The following is a 23,888-nucleotide window of genomic DNA, read 5'->3' as shown; positions in this document are numbered from 1 at the left end:
CTCATTCTCCGGCGTTGGCCTTGCGGTCGCGACGCATGTCGTGGAACACGATGGGGGAAGCCTTCTTCTTGCCGAACAGGCTAGGCTCGGACGTGCCGCTGGAGCAGCCGTTACCGAAGGTGAAGCCGCAGCTGGCCTTGTCGTCGAAGGTGTTTTCCACCATCTCCTTGTGGCTGGACGGAATCACGAAGCGGTCTTCGTAGTTGGCGATCGCCATCACCTGGTACATCTCTTCCACTTGCGCGGCCTTGAGATGGGTGCCCTTCAGCGTGCTTTCGTCGACGACCTTCTCCACGCTCTTCTTGCGCATGTAGCGGCGCATGGCGACCATGGTTTCCAGTGCCTTCACCACCGGTTCTTCCTTGCCGGCGGTCAGCAGGTTGGCCAGGTACTGGATCGGGATGCGCAGGTCTTTCACGTCCGGGATGATGCCGTTCTCGCCGATCAGGCCGTTTTCCAGCGCGGACTGGATAGGCGACAGCGGCGGGATGTACCACACCATCGGCAGCGTGCGGTATTCCGGGTGCAGCGGGAACGCCACCTTCCATTCCATCGCCATCTTGTAGACCGGCGAGTTCTGCGCAGCCAGCAGCCAGCTGTCGGCGATGCCCTGCTTCTTGGCTTCGGCGATCACATCCGGCGCGTTTGGGTCGAGGAACACACCCAGTTGCGCCTCGTACAGGCTCTTCGGATCTTCGACGCTGGCGGCGGCTTCGATCTTGTCGGCGTCGTACAGCAGCACGCCCAGGTAGCGGATGCGGCCCACGCAGGTCTCGGAGCACACTGTCGGCTGGCCGGCTTCGATACGCGGGTAGCAGAAGATGCACTTCTCGGCCTTGCCGGTGGTCCAGTTGTAGTAGATCTTCTTGTACGGGCAGCCCGACACGCACATGCGCCAGCCGCGGCACTTGTCCTGGTCGATCAGCACGATGCCGTCGTCTTCACGCTTGTAGATGGAGCCGGACGGGCAGCTGGCGACACAGGCCGGGTTCAGGCAGTGCTCGCACAGGCGCGGCAGGTACATCATGAAGGTGTTCTCGAACGCCGAGTACATCTCCTTCTGGATGCCTTCGAACAGCGCGTCCTTGGAACGCTTGCTGAACTCGCCGCCCAGGTCGTCTTCCCAGTTCGGGCCCCACTCGATCTTGTCCATCTTCTTGCCGGTCAGCACCGACACCGGGCGCGCGGTCGGCGGCGTGATCATTTCCGGCGCGTTCTGCAGATGCTCGTAGTCGTAGGTGAACGGCTCGTAGTACTCGTCGATCGCCGGCAGGTTCGGGTTGGCGAACACGTTGGCGAGGATCTTCAGGCGGCCGCCCTGGCGCGGCTCCAGCTTGCCGTTGGGCTTGCGCACCCAGCCGCCCTGCCATTTGTCCTGGTTTTCCCAGTCCTTGGGATAGCCGATGCCGGGCTTGGTCTCGACGTTGTTGAACCACGCGTATTCGACACCGTCGCGACTGGTCCACACGTTCTTGCAGGTTACCGAACAGGTATGGCAACCGATGCACTTGTCGAGGTTGAGCACCATACCGATTTGGGCACGGATTTTCATTGTGATACTCCTGTTTTTTGCGACAAACCCCGCGCACGACACCTTACAGCGTCACTGCATGCCGGCGCGGGCTTCGCGGCCAAAAGGGTTTAGGCGTTATCAGCCAGCGGCTTGTCCAGCCAGTCCACGTTCTTCATCTTGCGTACGACCACAAATTCGTCGCGGTTGGAGCCGACGGTGCCGTAGTAGTTGAAGCCCCACGACAGCTGTGCGTAGCCGCCGATCATGTGCGTCGGCTTGGTGACCGCCCGCGTTACCGAGTTGTGGATACCGCCGCGCTTGCCGCTGGTTTCCGCGCCCGGCACGTTCACGATCTTCTCCTGGGCGTGGTACATCAGGCTCATGCCTTCCGGCACCCGCTGCGATACCACCGCACGGGCGGTCAGCGTGCCGTTGACGTTGAATACCTCGATCCAGTCGTTGTCGACGATGCCGGCCTTCTTGGCGTCCACTTCCGAGATCCACACGTGCGGGCCGCCACGCGACAGCGTCAGCATGCGCAGGTTGTCGGAGTAGGTACTGTGGATGCCCCACTTCTGGTGCGGCGTGATCCAGTTCAGCACGATCTCGCTGTTGCCGTTCGGCTTCTTGCCCAGGATGGCCTCGGTGGTCTTCAGGTCCACGTGCGGCTTGTACACACACAGGCCTTCGCCGAAGGCGCGCATCCACTGGTGATCCTGGTAGAACTGCTGGCGGCCGGTGATGGTGCGCCATGGAATCAGCTCGTGCACGTTGGTGTAGCCGGCGTTGTAGCTCACTTCTTCGCTTTCCAGGCCGGACCAGGTCGGCGAGGAGATGATCTTGCGCGGCTGCGCCTGCACGTCGCGGAAGCGGATGGAGTCATGCTCGCGCGGCAGCGCCAGGTGGGTGTGGTCGCGGCCGGTCACCTTGGACAGCGCTTCCCACGCCTTCACTGCCACGTGGCCGTTGGTTTCCGGCGCCAGCGTCAGGATCATCTCGGCCGCGTCGATGGCGGTATTCAGCTTCGGCTGGCCGGCAGCCACGCCGTCTGCCACGGTCTTGTTCAGGCCGCGCAGGATGTCCACTTCGTGGCCGGTCTTCCAGGCGATGCCCTTGCCGCCGTTGCCCACTTTTTCCAGCAAGGGGCCGATGGAGGTGAACTTGTCATAGATCTTGCGGTAGTCGCGTTCCACCACCGTCATCTTCGGCATGGTCTTGCCCGGGATCGGCTCGCACTCGCCCTTTTTCCAGTCGCGCGGGTCGAACGGCTGGCCCAGTTCTTCCGGCGTGTCGTGCATCAGCGGGGTCAGCACCAGGTCCTTCTGCACGCCGAGGTAGTCGCCACCCACTTCCGAGATCGCCTTGGCGAAGCCCTTGTAGATTTCCCAGTCGCTCTTCGCCTGCCACAGCGGCTGCACGGCTTCCGACAGCGGGTGGATGAACGGGTGCATGTCGGAGGTGTTCAGGTCGTCCTTCTCGTACCAGGTCGCGGTCGGCAGCACGATGTCGCCGTACAGGCAGGTGGTGGACATGCGGAAATCCAGCACCACCAGCAGGTCGAGCTTGCCTTCCACCGCCGGACGCACGGTGACTTCGCTCGGCTTGATGCAGCCTTCTTCACCGTTCATCACCGCGTTCTGGGTGCCCAGCAGGTACTTCAGGAAGTACTCGTGGCCCTTGCCGGAGGAACCCAGGATGTTGGAACGCCACACGAACATATTGCGCGGGAAGTTCTTCGGGTTGTCCGGGTCGTTGCAGGACATGTCCAGCTTGCCGGACTTCAGGTTTTCCACCGCGTAGGCGATCGGGTCCTTGCCTTCGGCTGCGGCCAACCTTGTCACGTCCAGCGGGTTGGTGGTCAGCTGCGGCGCCGACGGCAGCCAGCCCATGCGCTCGGCCTTGGCGTTGTAGTCGATCAGCGCCATGTTGGCCATGCTGCCGTTGGCGGTCGGGCACAGGATCTCGTTAACGCCCAGTTTCTCGTGGCGCCACTGGCTGGTGTGCGCGTAGAAGAAGCTGGTGCCGTTCATCTGGCGTGCCGGACGGTTCCAGTCGGCGGCGAAGGCCAGCGGGGCCCAGCCGGTCTGCGGACGCAGTTTTTCCTGGCCGACGTAGTGGCACCAGCCACCGCCGCTCTGGCCGATACAACCGCACATCATCAGCATGTTGATGATGCCGCGGTAGGTCATGTCCATGTGGTACCAGTGGTTCAGCGCCGCGCCGACGATCACCATCGACTTGCCGCGGGTCTGGTCGGCGTTCTGCGCGAATTCGCGCGCCACCTGGATCACCATCTCCGGCTTCACGCCGGTGTGTTTCTGCTGCCAGGCCGGGGTGTACGGTACGTCGTCGAAGTAGTCCTTCGCCACGTTGCCGCCGCCGAGGCCGCGGTCGATGCCGTAGTTGCCCGCCATCAGGTCGAACACGGTGGCCACCAGCGCCTGCTTGCCGTCGGCGAGGGTGATGCGCTTGACCGGCACGTTGCGGGTCAGCAGTTCGTCGTGCTCGGCACCGAAGTACGGGAAGGCCACGCCAACCACGTCGTCACGCTGCTCGATCAGCGACAGGCGACCCTTGACTTCGTTGCCGTTGCCGCCGTCCTTTTCTTCCAGGTTCCACTTGCCGGCTTCGCCTTCCGGCTGGGTCCAGCGGAAACCGATGGAGCCGTTCGGCGCCACGATCTTGCCGCTGAGCTCGTCGATGATCAGCGTTTTCCATTCCGGATTGGTGTTCTCGCCCAGATTGGCTTCCAGGTGCGAGGCGCGCAGGAAGTAGTCCGGCACGTAGCGGCCGCCGTCCTGGCGCAGCGTCACCAGCATCGGCATGTCGGTGTACTGGCGGATGTAGTCGGTGAAGTAGGCAGACGGATTGTCGAGGTGGAATTCCTTGAAGATCACGTGGCCCATGGCCATCGCCAGTGCGGCATCGGTGCCCTGCTTCGGCGCCAGCCAGATGTCGCCGAACTTGGCCATTTCGCCGAAGTCGGACGATACCGCCACGGTCTTGGTGCCCTTGTAGCGCACTTCGGTATAGAAGTGGGCGTCCGGGGTACGCGTCATCGGGACGTTGGAGCCCCACACCATCAGGTAGGTGGAGTTGTACCAGTCGGCCGATTCGGCCACGTCGGTCTGCTCGCCCCATACCTGCGGCGAGGCCGGCGGCAGGTCGCAGTACCAGTCGTAGAACGACAGCGGCACGCCACCGATCAGCGACAGGTAGCGGCTACCGGCGGCGTAGGACACCATCGACATCGCTGGAATCGGCGAGAAACCTATCACGCGGTCGGGACCGTAGTTCTTGATGGTGTAGGCATTGGATGCCGCGATGATTTCGTTCACTTCGTCCCAGCTGGCGCGCACGAAACCGCCCTGGCCACGCTTGGACTTGTACTGCTTGGCCGTTTCCGGGTTCTGGCTGATCTTTTCCCAGGCGTCAATGGCGCCCATGGTCTTGCGGGCCTCGCGCCACAGCTTCATCAGGCGGCCGCGCACCATCGGGTACTTCACGCGCTGGGCGGAATACACGTACCAGCTGTAGGACGCGCCACGCGGGCAGCCGCGCGGCTCGTGGTTGGGCAGGTCCGGGCGGGTGCGCGGGTAGTCGGTCTGCTGGGTTTCCCAGGTGATCAGGCCGTTCTTCACATACACCTTCCAGCTACAGGAGCCGGTGCAGTTCACGCCGTGGGTGGAACGCACGATCTTGTCGTGCTGCCAGCGCTGACGGTACCCGTCTTCCCACTTGCGGTCTTCTTTTACCACCGCACCGTGGCCATCGGCGAAGGTGGATTTCACCTTGCCCAGAAAATTCAGTCTGTCGAGAAAGTGGCTCATTTTGCCTCCGTATTTTTGCCGCCATCGCGGCCCGCAAAGGTTGGCCGCAAGCGAATGCGGATACCTGTGGTCACGGTTGACAGAATAGGAAAACGGGGCAATGGCGCCCATTCGCCACAGGTGGCAGCGGCATGGCGCAGAGGGAGGAAGGCGACTAGTTCGAAAGAGGTAGGCGGTGCCGGCGTCGGGAGGTGTCCGCCCGCCGCGGCAGGCGTTGTCACCGTCATGAAAAAAGCCCTGCCGACGGTTGTCGGCAGGGCTGCGTCAGGCTGGCGGCGACATCAGGAGGTCGCCAGCGCCAGGTCCGGGGTGGCGTGGCGCGGTTTGTGACCGGCGACACCGTAGTAGAAGATGAACAGGTAGCACAGCAGCGGCACCACGAAGGACAGCAGCAGGCCGAGACCATCCGCCAGCGACGCCTGCAGCAGCGGCATCAGCGCCCCGCCGACGATGGCCATGCACAGAACGCCGGAGCCGGCACTGGTGAAACGCCCCAGCCCGTTCAGCGCCAGCGAGAAGATGGTCGGGAACATGATCGAGTTGCACAGCCCGACCGCCAGCAGGCTGTACATCGCCAGCTTGCCGCCGCACAGCACCGCGGCGGCGATCAGCAGCACGCTCAGCAGCGCATTGCAGGCCAGCACCTTGCTGGCGGCGACGTGACGCATCACCACGCTGCCCAGGAAGCGGCCGACCATCGCGCAACCCCAGTACACGGCCAGCAGGCGGCCGGCATCGGCCTGGTTCAGGCCGCCGATGTCCGGCTGCTCCATCAGGCTGACCAGGAAGCTGCCGATGCTGACCTCGGCGCCGACGTAGACGAAGATCGCCACCGCGCCCAGCACCAGATGACGGTACTGCCACACGCTGTGACGCACCACCTCGCCGGCGGCGGCCGCCTGCTGCGGATGCTCGTCCTTGATCGCCGGCAGGCGCAGCAGCGCGAACACCACCGCGATGGCGAACAGCAGGCCGGCCAGCACCAGATACGGCAGCTGCACCGCGCTGGCTTCGGCCACCGCGCCGTCGTGGCTGTCGACCAGGATCAGCATCGCGCCCAGCAACGGCGCCACGGTGGTGCCCAGCGCGTTGAAGGCCTGGGTCAGGTTGAGGCGGCTGGACGCCGTCTTCGCCGGTCCCAGGCGCGTCACGTAAGGGTTGGCCGCAACCTGCAGCACGGTGATGCCGGCCGCCAGCACGAACAGCGCACCGAGGAAGGCCGGATACGACAGGCTGGCTGCCGCCGGATAGAACAGCAGACAGCCGGCACCGGCGGTGCACAGGCCGGCGACAATGCCGCGCTGGTAGCCCCAGGCCTGCACCAGCCGGCCCGCCGGCAGGGACACGACGAAATAGGCGGTGAAGAAGCTGAACTGCACCAGCGCCGCCTGCACATAGCTCAGGGAGAACACGCCCTTGAGGTGCGGCACCAGGATGTCGTTGAGCGAGGTGATCAGACCCCACATGAAGAACAGGGAAGTCAGCACCGCCAGCGGCTTCCCGTATTGTGCTGTGTGGACATGCTGTGGCATGTGACTAAGGCTCCGTGTGTTGTTATGCGTGGGAGCGGTAGTCTAATGACTATGCGGCTTGTACTCGATTACTTTCACTATTCTTACAGTAATTAATCGGCAATCCGCTCACCGACAGAGATTTTTTCCTTTGATTTTCATTGCCTTGAAAAAATCCGTCTCTGCTACCACAGCGGCAGAGACGGTTCGCACTGTCAATTAAATGTAAGCTTCATGTAAGAAAATTACCACCCTGCCCGCTGCCGGCCTCCGCCGGCAGCGACCCTAGCTCAAGTGGTGTAACAGGCCACGTCGCGGCGCATGTTCTGCGCCAGCTCGTGCAGGCGCAGCGCATTGAGCGCGGTGCTTTGGGCCGCGGCGCTGCTCTCCTCGGCAATCTGGGCGATGCCTTCCACCTTCTGCGAGATGCGGCCGCTGGCTTCGCTCTGCTCGTGGATGGCGGCGGCGATATCCGCCACCTGCTGCCCGACCTGGCCGGCCAGGGTACGCAGCTCGCCGATGGCGACGCCGGCCTCGCGCACCCGCGCCACGCCCTGCTCCACGCGGCCAACCACGTCGCCGATCAGGTGCACGGTGGCGTTCGAGCCTTCGCGGATGCTGGACACGGTGGCGTGGATCTGCGCGGTGGACGCGGTGGTGCGCTCGGCCAGCTTGCGCACCTCGTCGGCCACCACCGCGAAACCGCGCCCGAACTCGCCGGCACGGGCGGCCTCGATCGCCGCGTTCAGCGCCAGCAGGTTGATCTGGTCGGCAATGTCGCCGATCACGTTGACCACCGAACCGATCGACTCGCTGCGGCTCTGCAGCTCCTGCACGTTGCGCGCGGTGTCGTTCACCGCGCTGGCGATGCTCTCGATCTCGCTCACCGTATCGCGGATCATGCGTTCGCTCTGCACCACCTGCTGCCCGGAGGCCGTCGCCAGCCGGTCCGCATCGCGGGTGCGCTCGGCAATGTGGCCGATGCTGACGGTGACCGCCTCCACCGCCGCCGCCATTTCCGTCGCCGACACGCTGGCGTGGTGGGCGCCGCTCTTCACCTGGTCAGACGCCACGCTGAGATCTTCCGCCGCCACCGTCACCGCGTGCGAGTGGTCGCCGATCTGGTGGATGGAGTCGCGCATCTTGCCCAGCAGGTGGTTAAACGCCTTCAGCAGGCCGCCGATCTCGTCATCCTTGTGCACCGCCACGCGCTGCGACAGGTCCTGGCGGTCGGAAATGCCGCGCACCGCCAGCACCGCCGACTGCACCGGACGGTTGATGCTGCGCAGGATCAGCCAGCCACAGCCGAACAGCAGCACCATGGACAGCAGCAGCGACACCGCGAACGCGAGCTTGGCCGCGGCCATCTCCGCCTCGGCCTGCGCCCGGTTGTGGCGCCCCTCCGCCAGCACGTCGTTGACGATGGCCGTCACCGAGCCGCCCAGCTCGGTGCCCACCTGGCGCCACGGCTCCATCGCCGCCGACAGCTGCGGCGCCGTCATGCCCGGCGTCACCCGCACCGCGTGCACCCGGTCCAGCAGCAGCAGGTACTGCTGGAACAGCGAGTCGAAGCGTTGCAGGTTGGCCAGCGCCGCCGGATCGCGCAGTTGCGATTTCAGCTGCCGCAGCAGCTGGCGCAGCTTGTCCGAGGTTTCGCGGGTGCGCAGCCGTGCCTGCAGCTGAAAGCGGCTGTCCTGCTCGTACACCTGCAGGATGTCGTCGATACGCAGATCCTTGAACGTGCTGCGGATATTCGCCACCAGCCCCAGCCGCGGGATGATGGTCTCGTTGACCACGTCCAGCTTGGCATCGGCCGCCCGCAAGGCGTTCAGGCCCACCATGCTGGGCACCAGCGCCGCCAGCAGGGCCAAAACGGTAAAACACAGCAACTTCAGTTTGATGGTCATCGTCACACTCCGGAAGAGAGATCCAGCCGTTTAAGGTCGCGGACATCACGCAGCCGGATGGTCCGTCATGCGTGCCGTCGGCAGGCCATGACGTATAGCCGGCGTCGCTCGCCGGCAGCCTTGATCCATATCTAGTAATTCATCACGCCCTGCGCTCTGTCGCGAACCGAGGCGCAAAAAAAAACGCCCCGAAGGGCGCCGAAGAAGATTGCAGAAAAAGTCCGCAAACTTGGAGAAGTCGTCAGCAAGGCACTTCCGCGTTCTTGCGGGCGTAGTACCAGCCGTTGATCAGCAGGCAGCTGACATAGAAGGCGATGAAGGCGTACAGCGCGGCTTCCACGCCGCCGGTCATGGCGATCGAGGTGCCGTAGCTTTTCGGGATGAAGAAACCGCCGTAGGCACCGATGGCACCGGAGAAGCCCAGTACCGCCGCGGCTTCCTTGGTGGCGTCGGCGACCGCTTTTTTCTGCGCCGCTTCGCCCTTGCCGGCCATGCGCTGGTGCAGGGTCAGGAAGATGGCCGGCACCTGCATGAAGGTGGAGCCGTTACCGATGCCGGTCAGCGCGAACAGGCACAGGAACATGGCGAAGAAGCCCTGGAAGTTGCCGCCCTGGCCGCCGTGCGGCAGGAAGTTGAGCACGCCGAACACCGCGGCGATCATCAGCGCGAACACCACCTGGGTCACCTTGGCGCCGCCCACCTTGTCCGACAGCCAGCCGCCAACCGGACGCGCCAGCGCGCCGACCAGCGGGCCGAAGAACACGTACTTGCTCGGGTCAACGTCCGGGAACTGGCCTTTCATCAGCAGCGGGAAACCGGCGGCAAAACCGATGAAGGAGCCGAAGGTGCCGATGTACAGCCAGCACATCAGCCAGTTGTGCTTGCGCTTGAAGATCACCGCCTGGTCGGCAAACGAGGCCTTGGCCGAGGCGATGTCGTTCATGCCGAACCATGCGGCCAACGTGGACAGGATGATGAACGGCACCCACACGAAGCCGGCATTCTGCAGCCACATCTGCTTGGTGGCCTCGCCCTTCACCCAGGTCTGCGGCTCGCCGCCGACGGCGCCGAACAGGCTCATGGTGATCACGATCGGCACCACGAACTGCACCACCGACACGCCGAGGTTGCCCAGGCCGGCGTTCAGGCCCAGCGCGGTGCCCTTTTCGGCTTTCGGGAAGAAGAAGCTGATGTTGGACATCGAGGAGCTGAAGTTACCGCCACCGAAACCGCACAGCAGCGCCAGGATCAGCATGGTGACGTAGCTGGTGCTCGGGTCCTGCACCGCGAAGCCGATGCCGATCGCCGGGATCAGCAGGCTGGCGGTGGAGATCGCCGTCCAGCGGCGGCCGCCGAAGATCGGCACCATGAAGGAGTAGAAGATGCGCAGCGTGGCGCCGGACAGCGCCGGCAGGGCCGCCAGCCAGAACAGCTGGTTCTGCGAGTAGCTGAAGCCGATGTTCGGCATGTTCAGCACCGCCACGCTCCACACCTGCCAGATGATGAAGGCCAGCGTCAGCGCCGGAATCGACAGCCACAGGTTGCGGCGGGCGACGGCTTTGCCGTCCTGCTGCCAGAAGCTGGGGCTTTCCGGCTCCCAGCGGGTCAGTACATGAGACATGATGTCATCCTCTCTGCGGGGCGGCCCCTGCCGCCCCGATACCATCGAAATTGGTCAGTGAACGGGCCTGCCGTCAGCGGGTGGCCGTAGCCAGCACGGCGTCTTTTGCTTCCTCGGCGCGGCGCACGGCGCGGAAGGAGAAGTGCATCCAGATCAGCGAGACGCACACGGTGCCGTACAGCAGCATGAAGGAGCTGGAGCGCACCCCGGTCAGGTCCACCAGCGCGCCGAACATGATCGGCAGCAGGAAGCCGCCCAGGCCGCCGGCGAGACCGACCACGCCGGACACCGCGCCGATATTGTCCGGGAATTCGTCGGCGATGAACTTGAACACCGAGGCTTTGCCGATCGCCATCGCCACACCGACGGCGAACAGGATCAGGGTGAACATGGTGGCGTTAAGGCCGATGTCGAAACCCTGCGGGCCCTTGACGGTCTGGATGATGAAGTGGGTCTGCGGGTAGGACAGGATGAAGAAGGCGATCCAGCACACCCACATCACGCCCCAGGTCACCTTGTAGGCGCCGTACTTGTCCGACAGCCAGCCACCGACCGCGCGCAGCACACCGCCGGGCAGCGAGAAACAGGCGGCCAGGAAGGCGGCTTCCTTGATGCCGAAGCCGTATTCGCCGACGTAGTACTTGGTCATCCACAGCGCCAGCGCGACATAGCCGCCGAACACCACCGAGTAGTACTGGCAGTAGCGCAGCACTGCCGGGTCCTTCATCAGCGCCAGCTGTTGCGACAGTGAAGCCTTGCTGGTGACCACGTGCTTGGGATCGTGGAAGGAGAAGAACCAGAACAGGATGGCGGCAACCAGCATCACCGCGGCGTAGACATTGGGCACCAGCTGCCAGCCGCCGATGGCGATGATGCTGGGGGCGATCAGCTTGGTCAGCGAGGAGCCGGCGTTACCGGCGCCGAACACGCCCATTGCCATGCCCTGCTGATCCTTGCGGAACCAGCGCGCCACGTAGGGAGTGCCCACCGAGAACGAACCACCGGCGAGGCCGACGCAGAGGCCGATGGCGAGGAAGTGCCAGTACTCGGTGGCGAACTGCATCGCGTAGATCGGAAGCACGCAGGTCAGCATCAGCAGGAACAGCACGATGCGGCCGCCGAAGCGGTCGGTCCAGATGCCCAGCGGCACCCGCACCAGCGAACCGGTCAGCACCGGCGTCGCCGCCAGGATGCCGAACTGGGTTTCCGACAGGCCAAGCTGTTCCTTGATCGGAATGCCTAATACGGCAAACATCATCCAGATCATGAAGCACACGGTAAACGCCACCGTGCTGGAGGCCAGCACAGCGTATTGCTTGTAAGTATTCGAAGCCATGGTGAGCTACCCGCGCAATTAGTACAGCTCACACCTTACGCCGCCGCACATGCGGCCAACATTCGCCACAGGGTTAAACCCTACGACGATTAAGGGTTAGCCGGACAAGGCCAATTGGCGGGGGAAACTAGTTCGAAAGGAGGAGTCGCCAACCACCGGGGCAAGGCGGCAAGCGGCGGCGCCCTGCCCGCCGCAGCGCGAATCGGCTATGATGCAGACATCGTGATGCAGCCTGCCGCCGCATCACGTTTTGCATTGTGCGGGAACATCCCGCCCCTACCCTTGAAGGAGCGACCATGAGCAGCCTGCCGGCGATCACCCTGTCCAGCCTGGACCACCTGCGTCTGACCAACCTGATCGAACGGGTTTCGGTCAAGGATTTCCCGGGGGTGACCGCACTGGAAGCAGAGCTCGACCGCGCCGAGGTGGTCGAGCCTCGGGACATGCCGGCCGACGTGATCAGCATGAACAGCCGCGCCCGCATCCGCCTGCACAATAGCGGCGAGGAGCGCGAGATCACGCTGTGCTACCCGGCCGACGCCGATGCCGACAACGGCCGCATTTCCATCCTGGCGCCGATCGGCAGCGCGCTGCTGGGGCTGGCCGTCGGCCAGCAGATCGACTGGCCGCTGCCGGACGGCAGTCACACCCGCATCGAGGTGCTGGCGGTCAGCTACCAGCCGGAAGCCGACGGCGACTACCTGCGCTGAAAGATTCAGCCGTAAATAAAAACGTTGGCCGCAATCGCGCGATTGCGGCCAACGTTTTGTCCAGCGGCAAGGCGCGCGGCTTACCAGCAGCGCTTGATCACGCTCGCCAGCTGCACCAGGCGGCCGTGGAAGAAGTGGCCGGCCTCCGGCAGCACGATCACCGGCAGATGCTGCGGCCGCGCCCACGCCATCACGTTTTCCAGCGGGATCACCTCGTCCGCCTCGCCGTGGATCACCAGCGTGTCGGCCGGCACTTCCGGCGTCGGAATCGCGTACTTGCCCACCGCCGGCCCCATCAGCAGCAGCTTGTCGGCCTCGATACGCGCGCGGGTACGCGCCGCGACGAAGCCGCCGAAGGAGAAACCGGCCAGCGCCAGCGGCAGTGCGCCGTGCTGCGCGCGCGCGTAGTCGACCACCGCGATCACGTCGTCGACCTCGCCGATGCCGTGATCGTGCTCGCCGCCGCTGTTGCCGACGCCGCGCAGATTGGGCAGGTAGCAGGTATAGCCCAGCTGCGACAGCGCCTTGGCCGCGGTCTGGATCACCTTGTTGGTATTGGTGCCGCCCTGCGTCGGGTTGGGATGGCACACCACCGCGATGCCGGTCTGCTCGCCGACGGCAGGGATGACGATGGTTTCGAGCGCGCCGGCCGGGCCGGCGATGTCGATCTTCTGCAAGGCCTTCAGCATCAGATTTTCAGCCTTTCCACGATACGGCCATGCACCATGTGCTCCTCGACGATCTCGTCGATGTCGGCCTTGTCGATGAAGGTGTACCAGGTCTCCTGCGGGTACACCACCAGCACCGGGCCTTCGTCGCAACGGCCGAGACAGCCGGCCTTGTTGATGCGGATCTGGCCGCTGCCGTTCAGGCCGCGCGCCTTGATCTGGTCTTTCATGTAGCCCAGCAGCTCGCTGGAGCCGAAGTTGTTGCAGCACATTTCGCCTTCGGCGCGCTGGTTGCAGCAGACAAAAACGTGTTTGTCGAAAAAGCTCATCGGGATTCCCTGTCTAGACCTGCGGCCAACCCTGCAAGGTTGGCCGCAACAAATTGCTTAACCGTCGGCGTCGGCCCAGCCGGACACGCCGTGTACCGCCGCGTTGTCGAACTTGGCGTAGTGGCCGAGGAAGGCCAGCCGCACCTTGCCGGTGGGGCCGTTACGGTGCTTGCCGATAATGGCCTCGGCCAGGCCCTTGTCCGGCGAATCGGCGTTGTAGTACTCGTCGCGGTACATGAAGATGATGATGTCGGCGTCCTGCTCGATGGCGCCGGATTCGCGCAAGTCGGACATCATTGGCCGCTTGTCGGTACGCTGTTCCACGCTACGCGACAGCTGCGACAGCGCGATCACCGGCACCTGCAGCTCCTTGGCCAGGCCCTTCAGGCCGCGCGAGATCTCGCCCAGCTCCGAGGCGCGGTTGTCGCTGCGGCCGGAGCCCGACATCAGCTGCATGTAGTCGATCACGATCAGGCCGAGCTTGCCGCCGTGCTGGCGCGCCAGCCGTCGCGCGCGCGCGCGCAGCTCCAGCGCGGTCAGCGCCGGGGTTTCGTCGATGTACATCGGCGCATCGGACAGCTTGCCGATCGCGTAGGTCAGCTTCTGCCAGTCCTCGTCGCCGAGCTTGCCGGTACGCAGGATGTGCTGGTCCAGCCGGCCGACCGAACCCAGCATCCGCATCACCAGCTGGGTGCCGCCCATTTCCATCGAAAACACCGCCACCGGCAGGCCGGCCTCGATCGCCACGTGTTCGGCGATGTTCATCGAGAACGCGGTCTTGCCCATGGACGGACGACCGGCGACGATCACGAGATCCCCAGGCTGCAGGCCGGAGGTCTTGGCGTCCAGATCGGTAAAGCCGGTCGGGATGCCGGTGACTTCGTCCGGGTTGTCGCGGCTGTACAGCATGTCGATGCGCTCGACCACCTCTTTCAGCAGTGCCGGCATTTCCAGGAAGCCCTGCTTGGACTTGGCGGTGGATTCCGCGATCTGGAACACCTTGCCCTCGGCCTCGTCCAGCAGTTGCGCCGCGTCGCGGCCCAGCGGGTTGTAGGCCGACTCGGCGATCTCGGTGCCGACCAGCGCCAGCGAACGCATTACCGAGCGCTCGCGCACGATCTCGCCGTAGCGGCGGATGTTGGCCGCCGACGGCGTGTTCTGCGCCAGCATCGCGAGGTAAGCCAGGCCGCCGACGCTGCCCAGCTCGGCATTCTTGTCCAGGCTTTCGGAAACGGTGACCACGTCTGCCGGGCGCGCGATGTCGACCAGCTTGGCGATGTGCTTGAAGATCACGCGGTGATCGTGGCGGTAGAAGTCGGCCTCGGTCAGCAGGTCGGCAATCTTTTCCCAGGCGCTGTTGTCCAGCAGCAGGCCGCCCAGTACCGATTGTTCGGCCTCGATCGAGTGTGGCGGCGTGCGGATGGCCGCCACCGAGGAGTCGTTGAAATCGTAATCGCTCATAAAGCTTGGGGTATCCGGTGATGCCATTTAGCCGTGGTGCGGCCAACCGCTGGCGTGTACTGGCGCACGCGACAAGGTTGGCCGCAGCCAGGCAGGAGAGAGCGTGATTCTAACAGTTTTTGCCGGCGACAAAGCCGGAAGACCACGCCCACTGGAAGTTATAACCGCCCAGCCAGCCGGTGATGTCGACCACCTCGCCGATGAAGAACAGCCCCGGCACGTCGTTCGCCATCATGGTCTTCGACGACAGCGCCCTGGTGGACACACCGCCGCGGGTGACCTCGGCCTTCTTGTAGCCTTGGGTGCCGTTGGGCAGCACGCGCCAGTTGTGCAGTGTCTCGGCCAGCTGGCGGCGCTTTTTCGGGGCCAGATCCTTGCCACGCACATTGGCGCCCTGCCCGTCCAGCCACGCCTCGGCAAAACGCTTCGGCCAGCCCAGTTCGCCCATGGCGTTGGCCAGCAGCTGCTCGCTGCCGGCGCGCTCTTCCAGCCACGCGTCGACATCCAGATCCGGCAGCAGGTCGATGACGATCTCCTGTCCCGGCCGCCAGTAGCTGGAAATCTGCAGGATGGCCGGCCCGGACAAGCCCTTGTGGGTGAACAGCACGCTCTCGCGGAAGCGCACCTTGCCGATGCGCACCTCGGTGTCCAGCGACACCCCCGCCAGCGGCGCAAAGCGCGCGGCGTCCTCGACGTGGAAGGTCAGCGGCACCAGCGCCGGATCGAGCTTCGTCACCGGCAGGCCGAACTGTTCGGCGATCTGGTAACCGAAGGCGGTGGCGCCGATCTGCGGGATCGACAGCCCGCCGGTGGCGATCACCAGCGACTCGCAACTGAAGCTGCCGGCACTGGTTTCCAGCTGGAATGTTTCGTTGCGGCCAACCTTGTGCACGGTGACGCCCATGCGCCGGTCGACACCCGCCGCACGGCACTCGGCATCGAGCATGTCGATCAGCTGCTGGCTGCTGTCGTCGCAGAACAGCTGTCCCAGTTTCTTCTCGTGGTAGGCGATGCCGTGGCGCTCCATCAGCGCGATGAAGTGCTGCGGCGTGTACTGCGCCAGCGCCGAGCGGCAGAAGTTCGGATTTTCCGACACGTAGCAGTCATGACGGGCGTACACATTGGTGAAGTTGCTGCGGCCGCCGCCGGAAATGCGGATTTTCTCCGCCAGCTTGGTCGCGTGATCCAGCAGCAGCACGCGGCGGCCGCGCTGGCCGGCGGTGGCGGCACACATCATGCCGGCGGCACCGGCGCCGATCACAATTACGTCGAAATGCACAAAGCGAACCTTTAGTGTAGTGATTTAGTCAAGAATTGGCGCATTGGCACAATTACAGTAAACTTCATTGGTCGAACAGCGCATGCTGTTTTACTTTCTAACTCTGGAGAGCACGATGGAACACAAACTGCCCGAACTGCCGTACGCGCTGGACGCCCTGGCACCGATCATTTCCAAGGAAACCCTGGAATTCCACTACGGCAAGCATCACCAGACCTACATCACCAACCTGAACAACCTGATCAAGGGTACCGAGTTCGAGAACGCCTCGCTGGAAGAAATCGTCAAGAAATCCTCCGGTGGCATCTTCAACAACGCCGCCCAGGTTTGGAACCACACCTTCTACTGGTTCGGTCTGGCACCGAACGCCGGTGGCGAGCCGACCGGCGCACTGGCTGACGCCATCAACGCCAAGTGGGGCTCCTTCGACGAATTCAAGAAAGCGTTTGCCGCCTGTGCCGTTGGCACCTTCGGCTCCGGCTGGGCCTGGCTGGTGAAGAACACCGACGGCAGCCTGGATCTGGTTTCCACCAGCAACGCCGCTACCCCGCTGACCACCGACAAGAAAGCGCTGCTGACTTGCGACGTGTGGGAACACGCCTACTACATCGACTACCGCAACAGCCGCCCGAACTACCTGGAAGGCTTCTGGAAGCTGGTGAACTGGGACTTCGTGGCGAAAAACTTCGCCGCCTGATCCTCGCCCCGAGGGCAAAACCAGAAAAGGCCCCTTGCGGGGCCTTTTTGCTGGCTGGCGGTTTACTGATCCGCCGGCTGCTGGCTGATCATCACCTTGTCACGATTGCGCAGCTCGTCCAGGTAGGAGATCAGCACCGTATTGGCCGACATCTCGCCCAGCACGCCCTTCAGCTGCGCCAGCTCCGGCGCCGAAGCGGTCGGTGCCTTGTCGACGCTGTCGATGCGATAGATCACGTAGTCGCCGTTGTCGCGGCGGGCACCGGCAAACGCCGGCAGCTTGCCAACGTTGGCCGCAAACACCGCGCGCAATTCCGGCACGGCCATGCCGTTGGCGGCACGACGCGACACCTTGCGCAACGCGCCCCAGCTCTGGCCATCCAGACCCTTGCCGGCCTTGAAGTCGGCCACCAGTTGCAGGCCGCGCTTCTCGGCACGGTTGGCCGCCTCACGCGCGGTCAGCTCGGCGCGTACTTGCGCCTGCACCTCGGCCAGCGGCTTCTGGCGCTGCGGCTGGTACTGCTTCACGCGCAGTACCACCGCATTGCTGGCCGACAACTCTACCGGCTCGCTGTTGTGCTTCTTCTTCAGCACATCGTCGCCGTATGCCGCTTCCAGCACCTTGGCATTGCCCAGCACCGCGTCGCCGGCGATACCGCTGCGGCTCATCGCCGGTCCGGTTTTCACCGTCAGTTTCAGCTGCTCGGCCAGTGCCTGCAGCGAGTCCGGCTGCTGGTAGGCAAGGTCGCCCATCTTCTCGAGCTGTGCGCGGTAGCTGGCGCCGGCCTTGTCGCGCTTCAGCTTCTCGATCACCGCCGCCTTCTGGCCGGCGAAATCGACCGCCTTCACTTCATCCAGTTTCAGGATGTGGAAGCCGAACTCGGTTTCCACCACGCCGCTGATCTGACCCGGCTGCAGCGCAAAGGCAGCCTCCTCGAATGGCTTGACCATCGCGCCACGGCCGAAGAAACCAAGGTCACCGCCCAGCTCGGCGGAGCCCGGGTCCTGCGAACGGGTCTTGGCCAGAGCGGCAAAGCCGGCCGGGTTGGCCTTGACCTGCTGCAGCAGTGCTTCCGCCTGCGCCTTCACCGCCGCCTTGGCTTCCGGTTTGGCCGCCGCGTCCACGGTCAGTAGGATGTGCGACACACGACGCTCTTCGCTGCCGAATTCTGCCTTGTGCTTGTCGAAGTAGGCCTGCGCCTCGGCGTCGCTGACTACCTGCGTCGCCGCCACCTCGTCCAGCGACAGCGACACATACTCGATCACCGCCGACTCCGGCTCCTGGTAGCGTGTCTTGTTGCTGTCGTAGTAAGCCTTGATGGCAGCGTCATCGATCTTGACGTCGGCGGCAAAGCCGGCCGGCGTGATCAGCACTTCGCGCACTTCGCGCGACTCGCCGAACAGCGCGCCCATGCGGGCAAGCACGCTGGACGACACGAAATGGGTATTCAGGTACGGCGTGATCTGCGTCTGCAGCATCAGGTCGCGGCGGACGTCCGCCTCGAAATCCTCGGCCGAGCGGTAGCGACTCTTGATGAATTCGGCGTAACGGGCCGGGCTGAACTTGCCGTTTTCCTGGAAGGTCGGGATGGTGGCAATCGCCTGGCGCAGCTGCCCCACGCTCGGCGTGATGCCGTTGCGTTCAGCCGCAGCAATCAGCAGTTGCTGGCGAATCAGGTTCTCCAACACCGCCTGGCGCGTCGCGGCGTTGGCCGGCTGGCCTTCCAGCTGGCGCTCGACGTCGCGGGCAAAAATCTTGTTGTCGCCGACTTTGGCCAGGAAAGGCTCGTCAACGGCAGCGGTATAGCTACCAACGCCAAAGCCGACAAAGGTCAGCGCTACCGCGCCAAGAATGACTTTGATCGCCGTTTGATTGTTCTGGACAAAATTGAACATGGATTCGGTTTGTTACCAAAAAAACAAGGTGAACGGTTTTGCCGTTCACCTTGTTGTTTGTCTGGCGGAGTCTGTGGCCGGGGCCACGACACTTGCTGCCTCAAGCCTTCAAGTGCACTCCCCTCACAAGACGACAGGACGGGAACCAACCTGTCTCCCGGCTACCCGGGAAGGTGCACTCTTACAGCGCGTCTTTCAGTGCCTTGCCGGCACGGAATTTCGGAGACTTGGCAGCAGCGATGGTAATGGTTTCGCCCGTTTTCGGGTTGCGGCCACTACGCTCTGCGCGTTCGCCAACATAGAAAGTACCAAAGCCTACAACAGTGACGGTGTCGCCAGCCTTCAGCGCGTCAGTTACGGCATCGATCATGCCATCCAGCGCTTTGCCAGCAGCTGCTTTAGAAATGTCTGCTTTGGCGGCAATCGCGTCAATCAGTTCAGACTTGTTCACGTTAAGTCCCCTTTCGTCATTCTCGGTGTACGTAGTACTGAAATAAACCGCTAGCTTTATAACAAGGCCAAAAACCTTGTGTCAAGCGGCTTCCAGCTAGGGTCAAGCCTGAGTCAACCCCTTCTGGAAGCCGATGCTAGCGCGCTTTTCCAGCTAAATCAAAACAAAGCGTCATTAGTGCGTTACAACAGGGGCATTCTGCGCATCATCCGCCACCGGATTTGCAACAGTCGACGCGGCATCGGCCAGCGGCTCCGGCGCATGCTCCAGCGCCAGCGCCAGCACCTCGTCAAACCACTTCACCGGATGGATGTCCAGCTTGCTCTTGATGTTGGCCGGGATCTCGGCCAGATCCTTGACGTTGTTCTTCGGAATCAGCACGTGCTTGATGCCGCCACGCTGCGCCGCCAGCAGTTTCTCCTTGAGACCGCCGATAGGCAGCACTTCGCCGCGCAGGGTTATCTCGCCGGTCATCGCCACGTCGGCACGCACCGGGATGCCGGTCAGCACCGAAACCAGCGCGGTAGCCATTGCAGCGCCTGCAGACGGCCCATCCTTGGGAGTCGCCCCTTCCGGCACGTGGATGTGCATGTCGTGCTTCTCGTAGAAGTCCGGACGGATACCCAGTTGCGCGGCACGACTGCGTACCACGGTCATCGCCGCAGTAATCGACTCCTGCATCACCTCGCCCAGCTGACCGGTGCGGATGATGTTGCCCTTGCCCGGCAAGGCCGCTGCCTCGATGGTCAGCAGCTCGCCGCCGACCTCGGTCCACGCAAGACCGGTCACCTGGCCGATACGGTTCTGCTCCTCGGCAATGCCGTATTCGAAGCGCTGCACGCCCAGATACTTGTCGAGGTTCTTCGGAGTCACCGTCACCTTGCTGCTCTTGCCGTCCTTCTTCAGCGACTGCTGGGTCACCACCTTGCGGCAGATCTTGGCAATTTCGCGGTCCAGGCTACGCACCCCGGCCTCGCGGGTGTAGTAGCGCACGATGTCGCGGATCGCGGCCTCCTGGATCACCAGTTCGCCTTCGGCAACGCCGTTGGCCTTCATCTGCTTGTCGACCAGATACTTGACGGCGATGCTGACCTTCTCGTCTTCGGTGTAGCCGGAGAGACGAATGATCTCCATGCGGTCCAGCAGGGCTGGCGGAATGTTCAGCGAGTTGGCGGTCGCCACGAACATCACGTCGGACAGATCGAAGTCCACCTCGGCGTAATGATCGACGAAGGCGTGATTCTGCTCCGGATCCAGCACTTCCAGCAGCGCCGACGACGGATCGCCACGGAAGTCGGCCCCCATCTTGTCCACTTCGTCCAGCAGGAACAGCGGGTTCTTCACGCCGGCCTTGCTCATGTTCTGCAGCACCTTACCCGGCATGGAGCCGATATAGGTGCGGCGGTGACCGCGGATCTCGGATTCGTCACGCACGCCGCCCAGCGCCATGCGCACGAACTTGCGGTTGGTGGCGCGGGCAATCGACTGCCCCAGCGAGGTCTTGCCCACACCGGGCGGCCCGACCAGGCACAGGATAGGCGCCTTGAGCTTGTCGACACGCTTCTGCACCGCGAGGTATTCCAGAATGCGTTCCTTGACCTTCTCCAGACCAAAGTGGTCTTCGTCGAGGATGGCCTCGGCGGCATCGATTTCCTTGCTGACCTTGGTCTTCTTCTTCCACGGCAGATCGAGCAGGGTTTCGATGTAGTTACGCACCACGGTGGCTTCCGCGGACATCGGCGACATCATCTTGAGCTTCTTCAGCTCCGCCATCACCTTGTCCTTGGCCTCTTTCGTCATGCCGGCCAGCTTGATTTTCTTCTCAAGCTCGTCGATCTCGCTGGCTTCGTCGTCCTCGCCCAGCTCTTTCTGGATCGCCTTGACCTGCTCGTTCAGGTAGTACTCGCGCTGGCTCTTCTCCATCTGGCGCTTGACGCGACCACGGATGCGCTTCTCCACCTGCAGGATGTCGATCTCGCTCTCCATCAGGCCCAGCAGGTGTTCGATGCGGACCTGGATGTCGAACATCTCCAGGATTTCCTGCTTCTGCTCCAACTTCAGCGGCAGATGCGCAACGATGGTGTCCGCCAGACGGCCGGCGCGGTCGATACCGTTGAGCGAAGACAGGATCTCGCTCGGGATTTTCTTGTTCAGCTTCACGAACTGCTCGAACTGGGCCAGCAGCGCGCGGCGCAATGCTTCCACCTCGGCGGTATCGGCGCCGTCCAGCGCCACCGGCGTGATATCGGCGGTGAAATACTCGTCGGCATCGCCATGCACCAGATCGACCTTGGCACGCTGCCGGCCTTCGACCAGCACCTTGACCGTGCCGTCAGGCAGTTTGAGCATTTGCAGAATGGTGGCCACGGTGCCGATGGCATGCAGATCCTCGGCAGACGGCTCGTCCTTGGAGGCCGAGCGCTGGGCTACCAGCAGGATCTGCTTGCCGTCATCCATGGCTTTTTCCAGCGCGCGGATGGACTTGGCACGCCCGACAAACAACGGGATGACCATGTGGGGGAAGACAACGACATCGCGCAGCGGCAACAGTGGCAGCGTGGCTTTATCAGTGAGTTCGGTGGTTTGGGGCATATCACCTAACCTTAACAGGGAGGAATTCAGTTGCGATTACAGATAAGGGCATGTTGACACTTATCAAGCATGCTAAAGCAGATCGCCGTAGTTTTAAAATAAAAAACCGCCGTTACCGGCGGTTTTCTGGGGCGCTAAGCGATCAGGCGGACTGTGCCGTCTGGTCGTCCGTGTCCTGATAGATGAACAGCGGCTTGTCGCCCTTCTCGATCACCTTTTCGTCGACCACCACGCGAGTCACACCGTCCAGCGACGGCAGCTCGTACATGGTGTCCAGCAGTGCACGCTCCAGAATCGAACGCAGGCCGCGGGCGCCGGTCTTGCGGATCAGTGCCTGCTTGGCAATCAGGCGCAGCGCGGAAGGACGCACTTCGAGATCGACCTTCTCCATCGAGAACAGACGCTGGTACTGCTTGATCAGCGCATTCTTCGGCTGGGTCAGGATGTTGACCAGCGCCTCTTCGTCCAGCTCTTCCAGCGTCGCCACCACCGGCAGACGACCGATCAGCTCCGGAATCAGGCCGAAACGGATCAGGTCTTCCGGCTCGACATCCTGGAACAGGGCAGACAGCGACTTGCCGTCATCCTTGGAGGTCACTTCGGCACCAAAACCGATACCACCCTTTTCCGAGCGACGACGGATGATCTTTTCCAGGCCATCAAACGCACCGCCACAAATGAACAGGATATTGGTGGTGTCGACCTGGATGAACTCCTGGTTCGGATGCTTGCGACCACCCTGTGGCGGCACCGAGGCCACCGTACCTTCGATCAGTTTCAACAGGGCCTGCTGCACGCCCTCGCCCGATACGTCACGGGTGATGGACGGGTTTTCGGACTTGCGCGAAATCTTGTCGATCTCGTCTAGGTACACGATGCCGCGCTGCGCCTTTTCAGGATCGTAGTCGCACTTCTGCAGCAACTTCTGGATGATGTGCTCGACATCCTCGCCCACATAACCGGCTTCGGTCAGGGTCGTGGCATCGGCAATCACGAACGGCACGTCCAGCAGGCGCGCCAGGGTTTGCGCCAGCAGCGTTTTGCCGGAACCGGTCGGACCAATCAGCAGGATGTTGCTCTTCGCCAGCTCGACGTCGTCCTTGCTGCTCGCCGTGTACAAACGCTTGTAGTGGTTGTACACCGCAACCGACAGGGTCTTCTTCGCCTGTTCCTGGCCGATGATGTGCTGGTCCAGGCTGGCTCGGATCTCCTGCGGCGTCGGCAGCTTGGCCGCGACCTCTTCCGGCGTAGCCGCATCGCCCAGCTTGGCCTCCAGCTCTTCATGAATGATGTCGGTACACAGATCGACGCATTCATTGCAAATGTAGACCTGCGGGCCGGCGATCAGACGCTGCACTTCGTGCTGGCTCTTGCCGCAGAAAGAGCAGTAAAGCAGTTTTTCGCTGTTCTTGTCAGCCATTCACACCATTCCCGAATTAGGCAGCCACTTCGGCACGCGAAGTCAGCACTTTGTCGATCAGACCGTAAGCCAGCGCCTGCTCCGCGGACATGAAGTTGTCACGCTCGGTATCCGCCTGGATCTGTTCCAGCGTCTGGCCAGTATGCTTGGCCAGCAATTCATTCATCTGCAGCTTGGTCTTCACCAGCTCGCGCGCATGAATCTCGATATCGGTCACCTGGCCACTCAGGCCGCCGCCGTACAGCAGCGGCTGGTGGATCATCACCCGGCTATGCGGCAGCGTGAAACGCTTGCCCTTAGCGCCGGCGGACAGCAGGAAAGCGCCCATGCTGGCAGCCTGACCAATGCAGAGGGTCGAGATGTCCGGCTTGATGAAGTTCATCGTGTCGTAAATCGACATGCCGGCGGTAATCGACCCGCCCGGGGAGTTGATGTACAGATAGATGTCCTTGTCCGGGTTCTCCGACTCCAGGAACAGCATCTGTGCCACGACCAGATTGGCCGACTCATCGGTGACAGGCCCGACCAGGAAAATGATGCGTTCCTTGAGCAGGCGGGAGAAGATGTCATAGGCACGTTCGCCGCGACCGCTCTGCTCCACCACCATGGGCACCAGCCCCAAACCTTGCGGTTCAATCATCGATTTCATCGACCTCTCCGGATTACAG

Annotated in this window: 17 protein-coding genes; 2 read left to right on the top strand and 15 right to left on the bottom strand. The window is 63.1% G+C overall.

Features of this window, described 5'->3' with window-relative positions; translation table 11 throughout:
- Position 1 precedes the first annotated feature (1 nt).
- The 6 genes from narH to IE100_RS07500 all read right to left on the bottom strand — a co-directional run bounded on the left by narH (position 2) and on the right by IE100_RS07500 (position 11,718).
- Positions 2-1,552, bottom strand: a complete 1,551-nt coding sequence (gene narH, locus IE100_RS07525) for a nitrate reductase subunit beta (protein WP_189373493.1) — start codon at positions 1,550-1,552, stop codon at positions 2-4.
- Positions 1,553-1,641: 89 nt separating this feature from the next.
- Positions 1,642-5,343 carry a nitrate reductase subunit alpha gene (locus IE100_RS07520; protein WP_189373492.1) on the bottom strand — a complete coding sequence of 1,234 codons (3,702 nt, stop codon included), beginning with the start codon at positions 5,341-5,343 and terminating at the stop codon, positions 1,642-1,644.
- A gap of 281 nt (positions 5,344-5,624) precedes the next feature.
- Positions 5,625-6,875, bottom strand: coding sequence for a sugar MFS transporter (locus IE100_RS07515; protein WP_189373491.1), 1,251 nt, complete (start codon positions 6,873-6,875; stop codon positions 5,625-5,627).
- A gap of 269 nt (positions 6,876-7,144) precedes the next feature.
- Positions 7,145-8,761, bottom strand: coding sequence for a methyl-accepting chemotaxis protein (locus IE100_RS07510; RefSeq protein ID WP_189373490.1), 1,617 nt, complete (start codon positions 8,759-8,761; stop codon positions 7,145-7,147).
- Between the two features lie 241 nt (positions 8,762-9,002).
- A complete protein-coding gene (locus tag IE100_RS07505) occupies positions 9,003-10,382 on the bottom strand; it encodes a NarK family nitrate/nitrite MFS transporter (protein ID WP_189373489.1) in 1,380 nt (459 codons plus the stop codon).
- 73 nt (positions 10,383-10,455) lie between these two features.
- Positions 10,456-11,718 carry an MFS transporter gene (locus IE100_RS07500; protein ID WP_189373488.1) on the bottom strand — a complete coding sequence of 421 codons (1,263 nt, stop codon included), beginning with the start codon at positions 11,716-11,718 and terminating at the stop codon, positions 10,456-10,458.
- A 296-nt stretch (positions 11,719-12,014) separates the two neighbouring features.
- Between IE100_RS07500 and rnk the strand changes: the two genes are divergently transcribed.
- Positions 12,015-12,428 (top strand): nucleoside diphosphate kinase regulator, encoded by a 414-nt coding sequence (rnk, locus tag IE100_RS07495; protein ID WP_189373487.1) that lies wholly within the window; start codon positions 12,015-12,017, stop codon positions 12,426-12,428.
- An 80-nt stretch (positions 12,429-12,508) separates the two neighbouring features.
- On the opposite strand, the gene IE100_RS07490 is transcribed toward rnk, so the two are convergent.
- The 4 genes from IE100_RS07490 to IE100_RS07475 form a co-directional block, all read right to left on the bottom strand.
- Positions 12,509-13,117 carry an alpha/beta hydrolase gene (locus IE100_RS07490; protein WP_189373486.1) on the bottom strand — a complete coding sequence of 203 codons (609 nt, stop codon included), beginning with the start codon at positions 13,115-13,117 and terminating at the stop codon, positions 12,509-12,511.
- The gene (locus tag IE100_RS07485; protein ID WP_189373485.1) at positions 13,117-13,425 is read right to left on the bottom strand and encodes a (2Fe-2S) ferredoxin domain-containing protein; all 309 of its coding nucleotides are present in this window, start codon (positions 13,423-13,425) and stop codon (positions 13,117-13,119) included. Before IE100_RS07485 ends, IE100_RS07490 begins: the two co-directional genes overlap by 1 nt.
- A 57-nt stretch (positions 13,426-13,482) precedes the next feature.
- Positions 13,483-14,886 (bottom strand): replicative DNA helicase, encoded by a 1,404-nt coding sequence (gene dnaB, locus IE100_RS07480; protein WP_189373484.1) that lies wholly within the window; start codon positions 14,884-14,886, stop codon positions 13,483-13,485.
- Between the two features lie 109 nt (positions 14,887-14,995).
- Positions 14,996-16,165, bottom strand: a complete 1,170-nt coding sequence (locus IE100_RS07475; protein WP_189373483.1) for a BaiN/RdsA family NAD(P)/FAD-dependent oxidoreductase — start codon at positions 16,163-16,165, stop codon at positions 14,996-14,998.
- Positions 16,166-16,280: 115 nt separating this feature from the next.
- Between IE100_RS07475 and sodB the strand changes: the two genes are divergently transcribed.
- Complete coding sequence (sodB, locus tag IE100_RS07470; RefSeq protein WP_189373482.1) at positions 16,281-16,862, top strand: superoxide dismutase [Fe]; 582 nt, start codon at positions 16,281-16,283, stop codon at positions 16,860-16,862.
- Between the two features lie 62 nt (positions 16,863-16,924).
- On the opposite strand, the gene IE100_RS07465 is transcribed toward sodB, so the two are convergent.
- The 5 genes from IE100_RS07465 to clpP all read right to left on the bottom strand — a co-directional run bounded on the left by IE100_RS07465 (position 16,925) and on the right by clpP (position 23,869).
- Positions 16,925-18,757: a SurA N-terminal domain-containing protein gene (locus IE100_RS07465; protein ID WP_189373481.1), complete on the bottom strand. Its 1,833-nt coding sequence runs from the start codon at positions 18,755-18,757 to the stop codon at positions 16,925-16,927.
- Between the two features lie 181 nt (positions 18,758-18,938).
- Complete coding sequence (locus IE100_RS07460) at positions 18,939-19,208, bottom strand: HU family DNA-binding protein (RefSeq protein ID WP_017509554.1); 270 nt, start codon at positions 19,206-19,208, stop codon at positions 18,939-18,941.
- A gap of 174 nt (positions 19,209-19,382) precedes the next feature.
- Entirely contained in the window at positions 19,383-21,800 is a 2,418-nt protein-coding gene (gene lon / locus IE100_RS07455; protein ID WP_189373480.1) for an endopeptidase La, read from the bottom strand.
- A gap of 142 nt (positions 21,801-21,942) precedes the next feature.
- Positions 21,943-23,220 (bottom strand): ATP-dependent Clp protease ATP-binding subunit ClpX, encoded by a 1,278-nt coding sequence (gene clpX, locus IE100_RS07450; protein ID WP_189373479.1) that lies wholly within the window; start codon positions 23,218-23,220, stop codon positions 21,943-21,945.
- Between the two features lie 16 nt (positions 23,221-23,236).
- Positions 23,237-23,869 (bottom strand): ATP-dependent Clp endopeptidase proteolytic subunit ClpP, encoded by a 633-nt coding sequence (gene clpP / locus IE100_RS07445; protein WP_189373478.1) that lies wholly within the window; start codon positions 23,867-23,869, stop codon positions 23,237-23,239.
- Between the last annotated feature and the right edge of the window lie 19 nt (positions 23,870-23,888).

It is taken from the genome of Vogesella alkaliphila (assembly GCF_014652475.1).
GTDB lineage: Bacteria > Pseudomonadota > Gammaproteobacteria > Burkholderiales > Chromobacteriaceae > Vogesella > Vogesella alkaliphila.
Note: the sequence above shows the minus strand (reverse complement) of the source record. Positions and strands in the feature narration are given on the sequence as shown.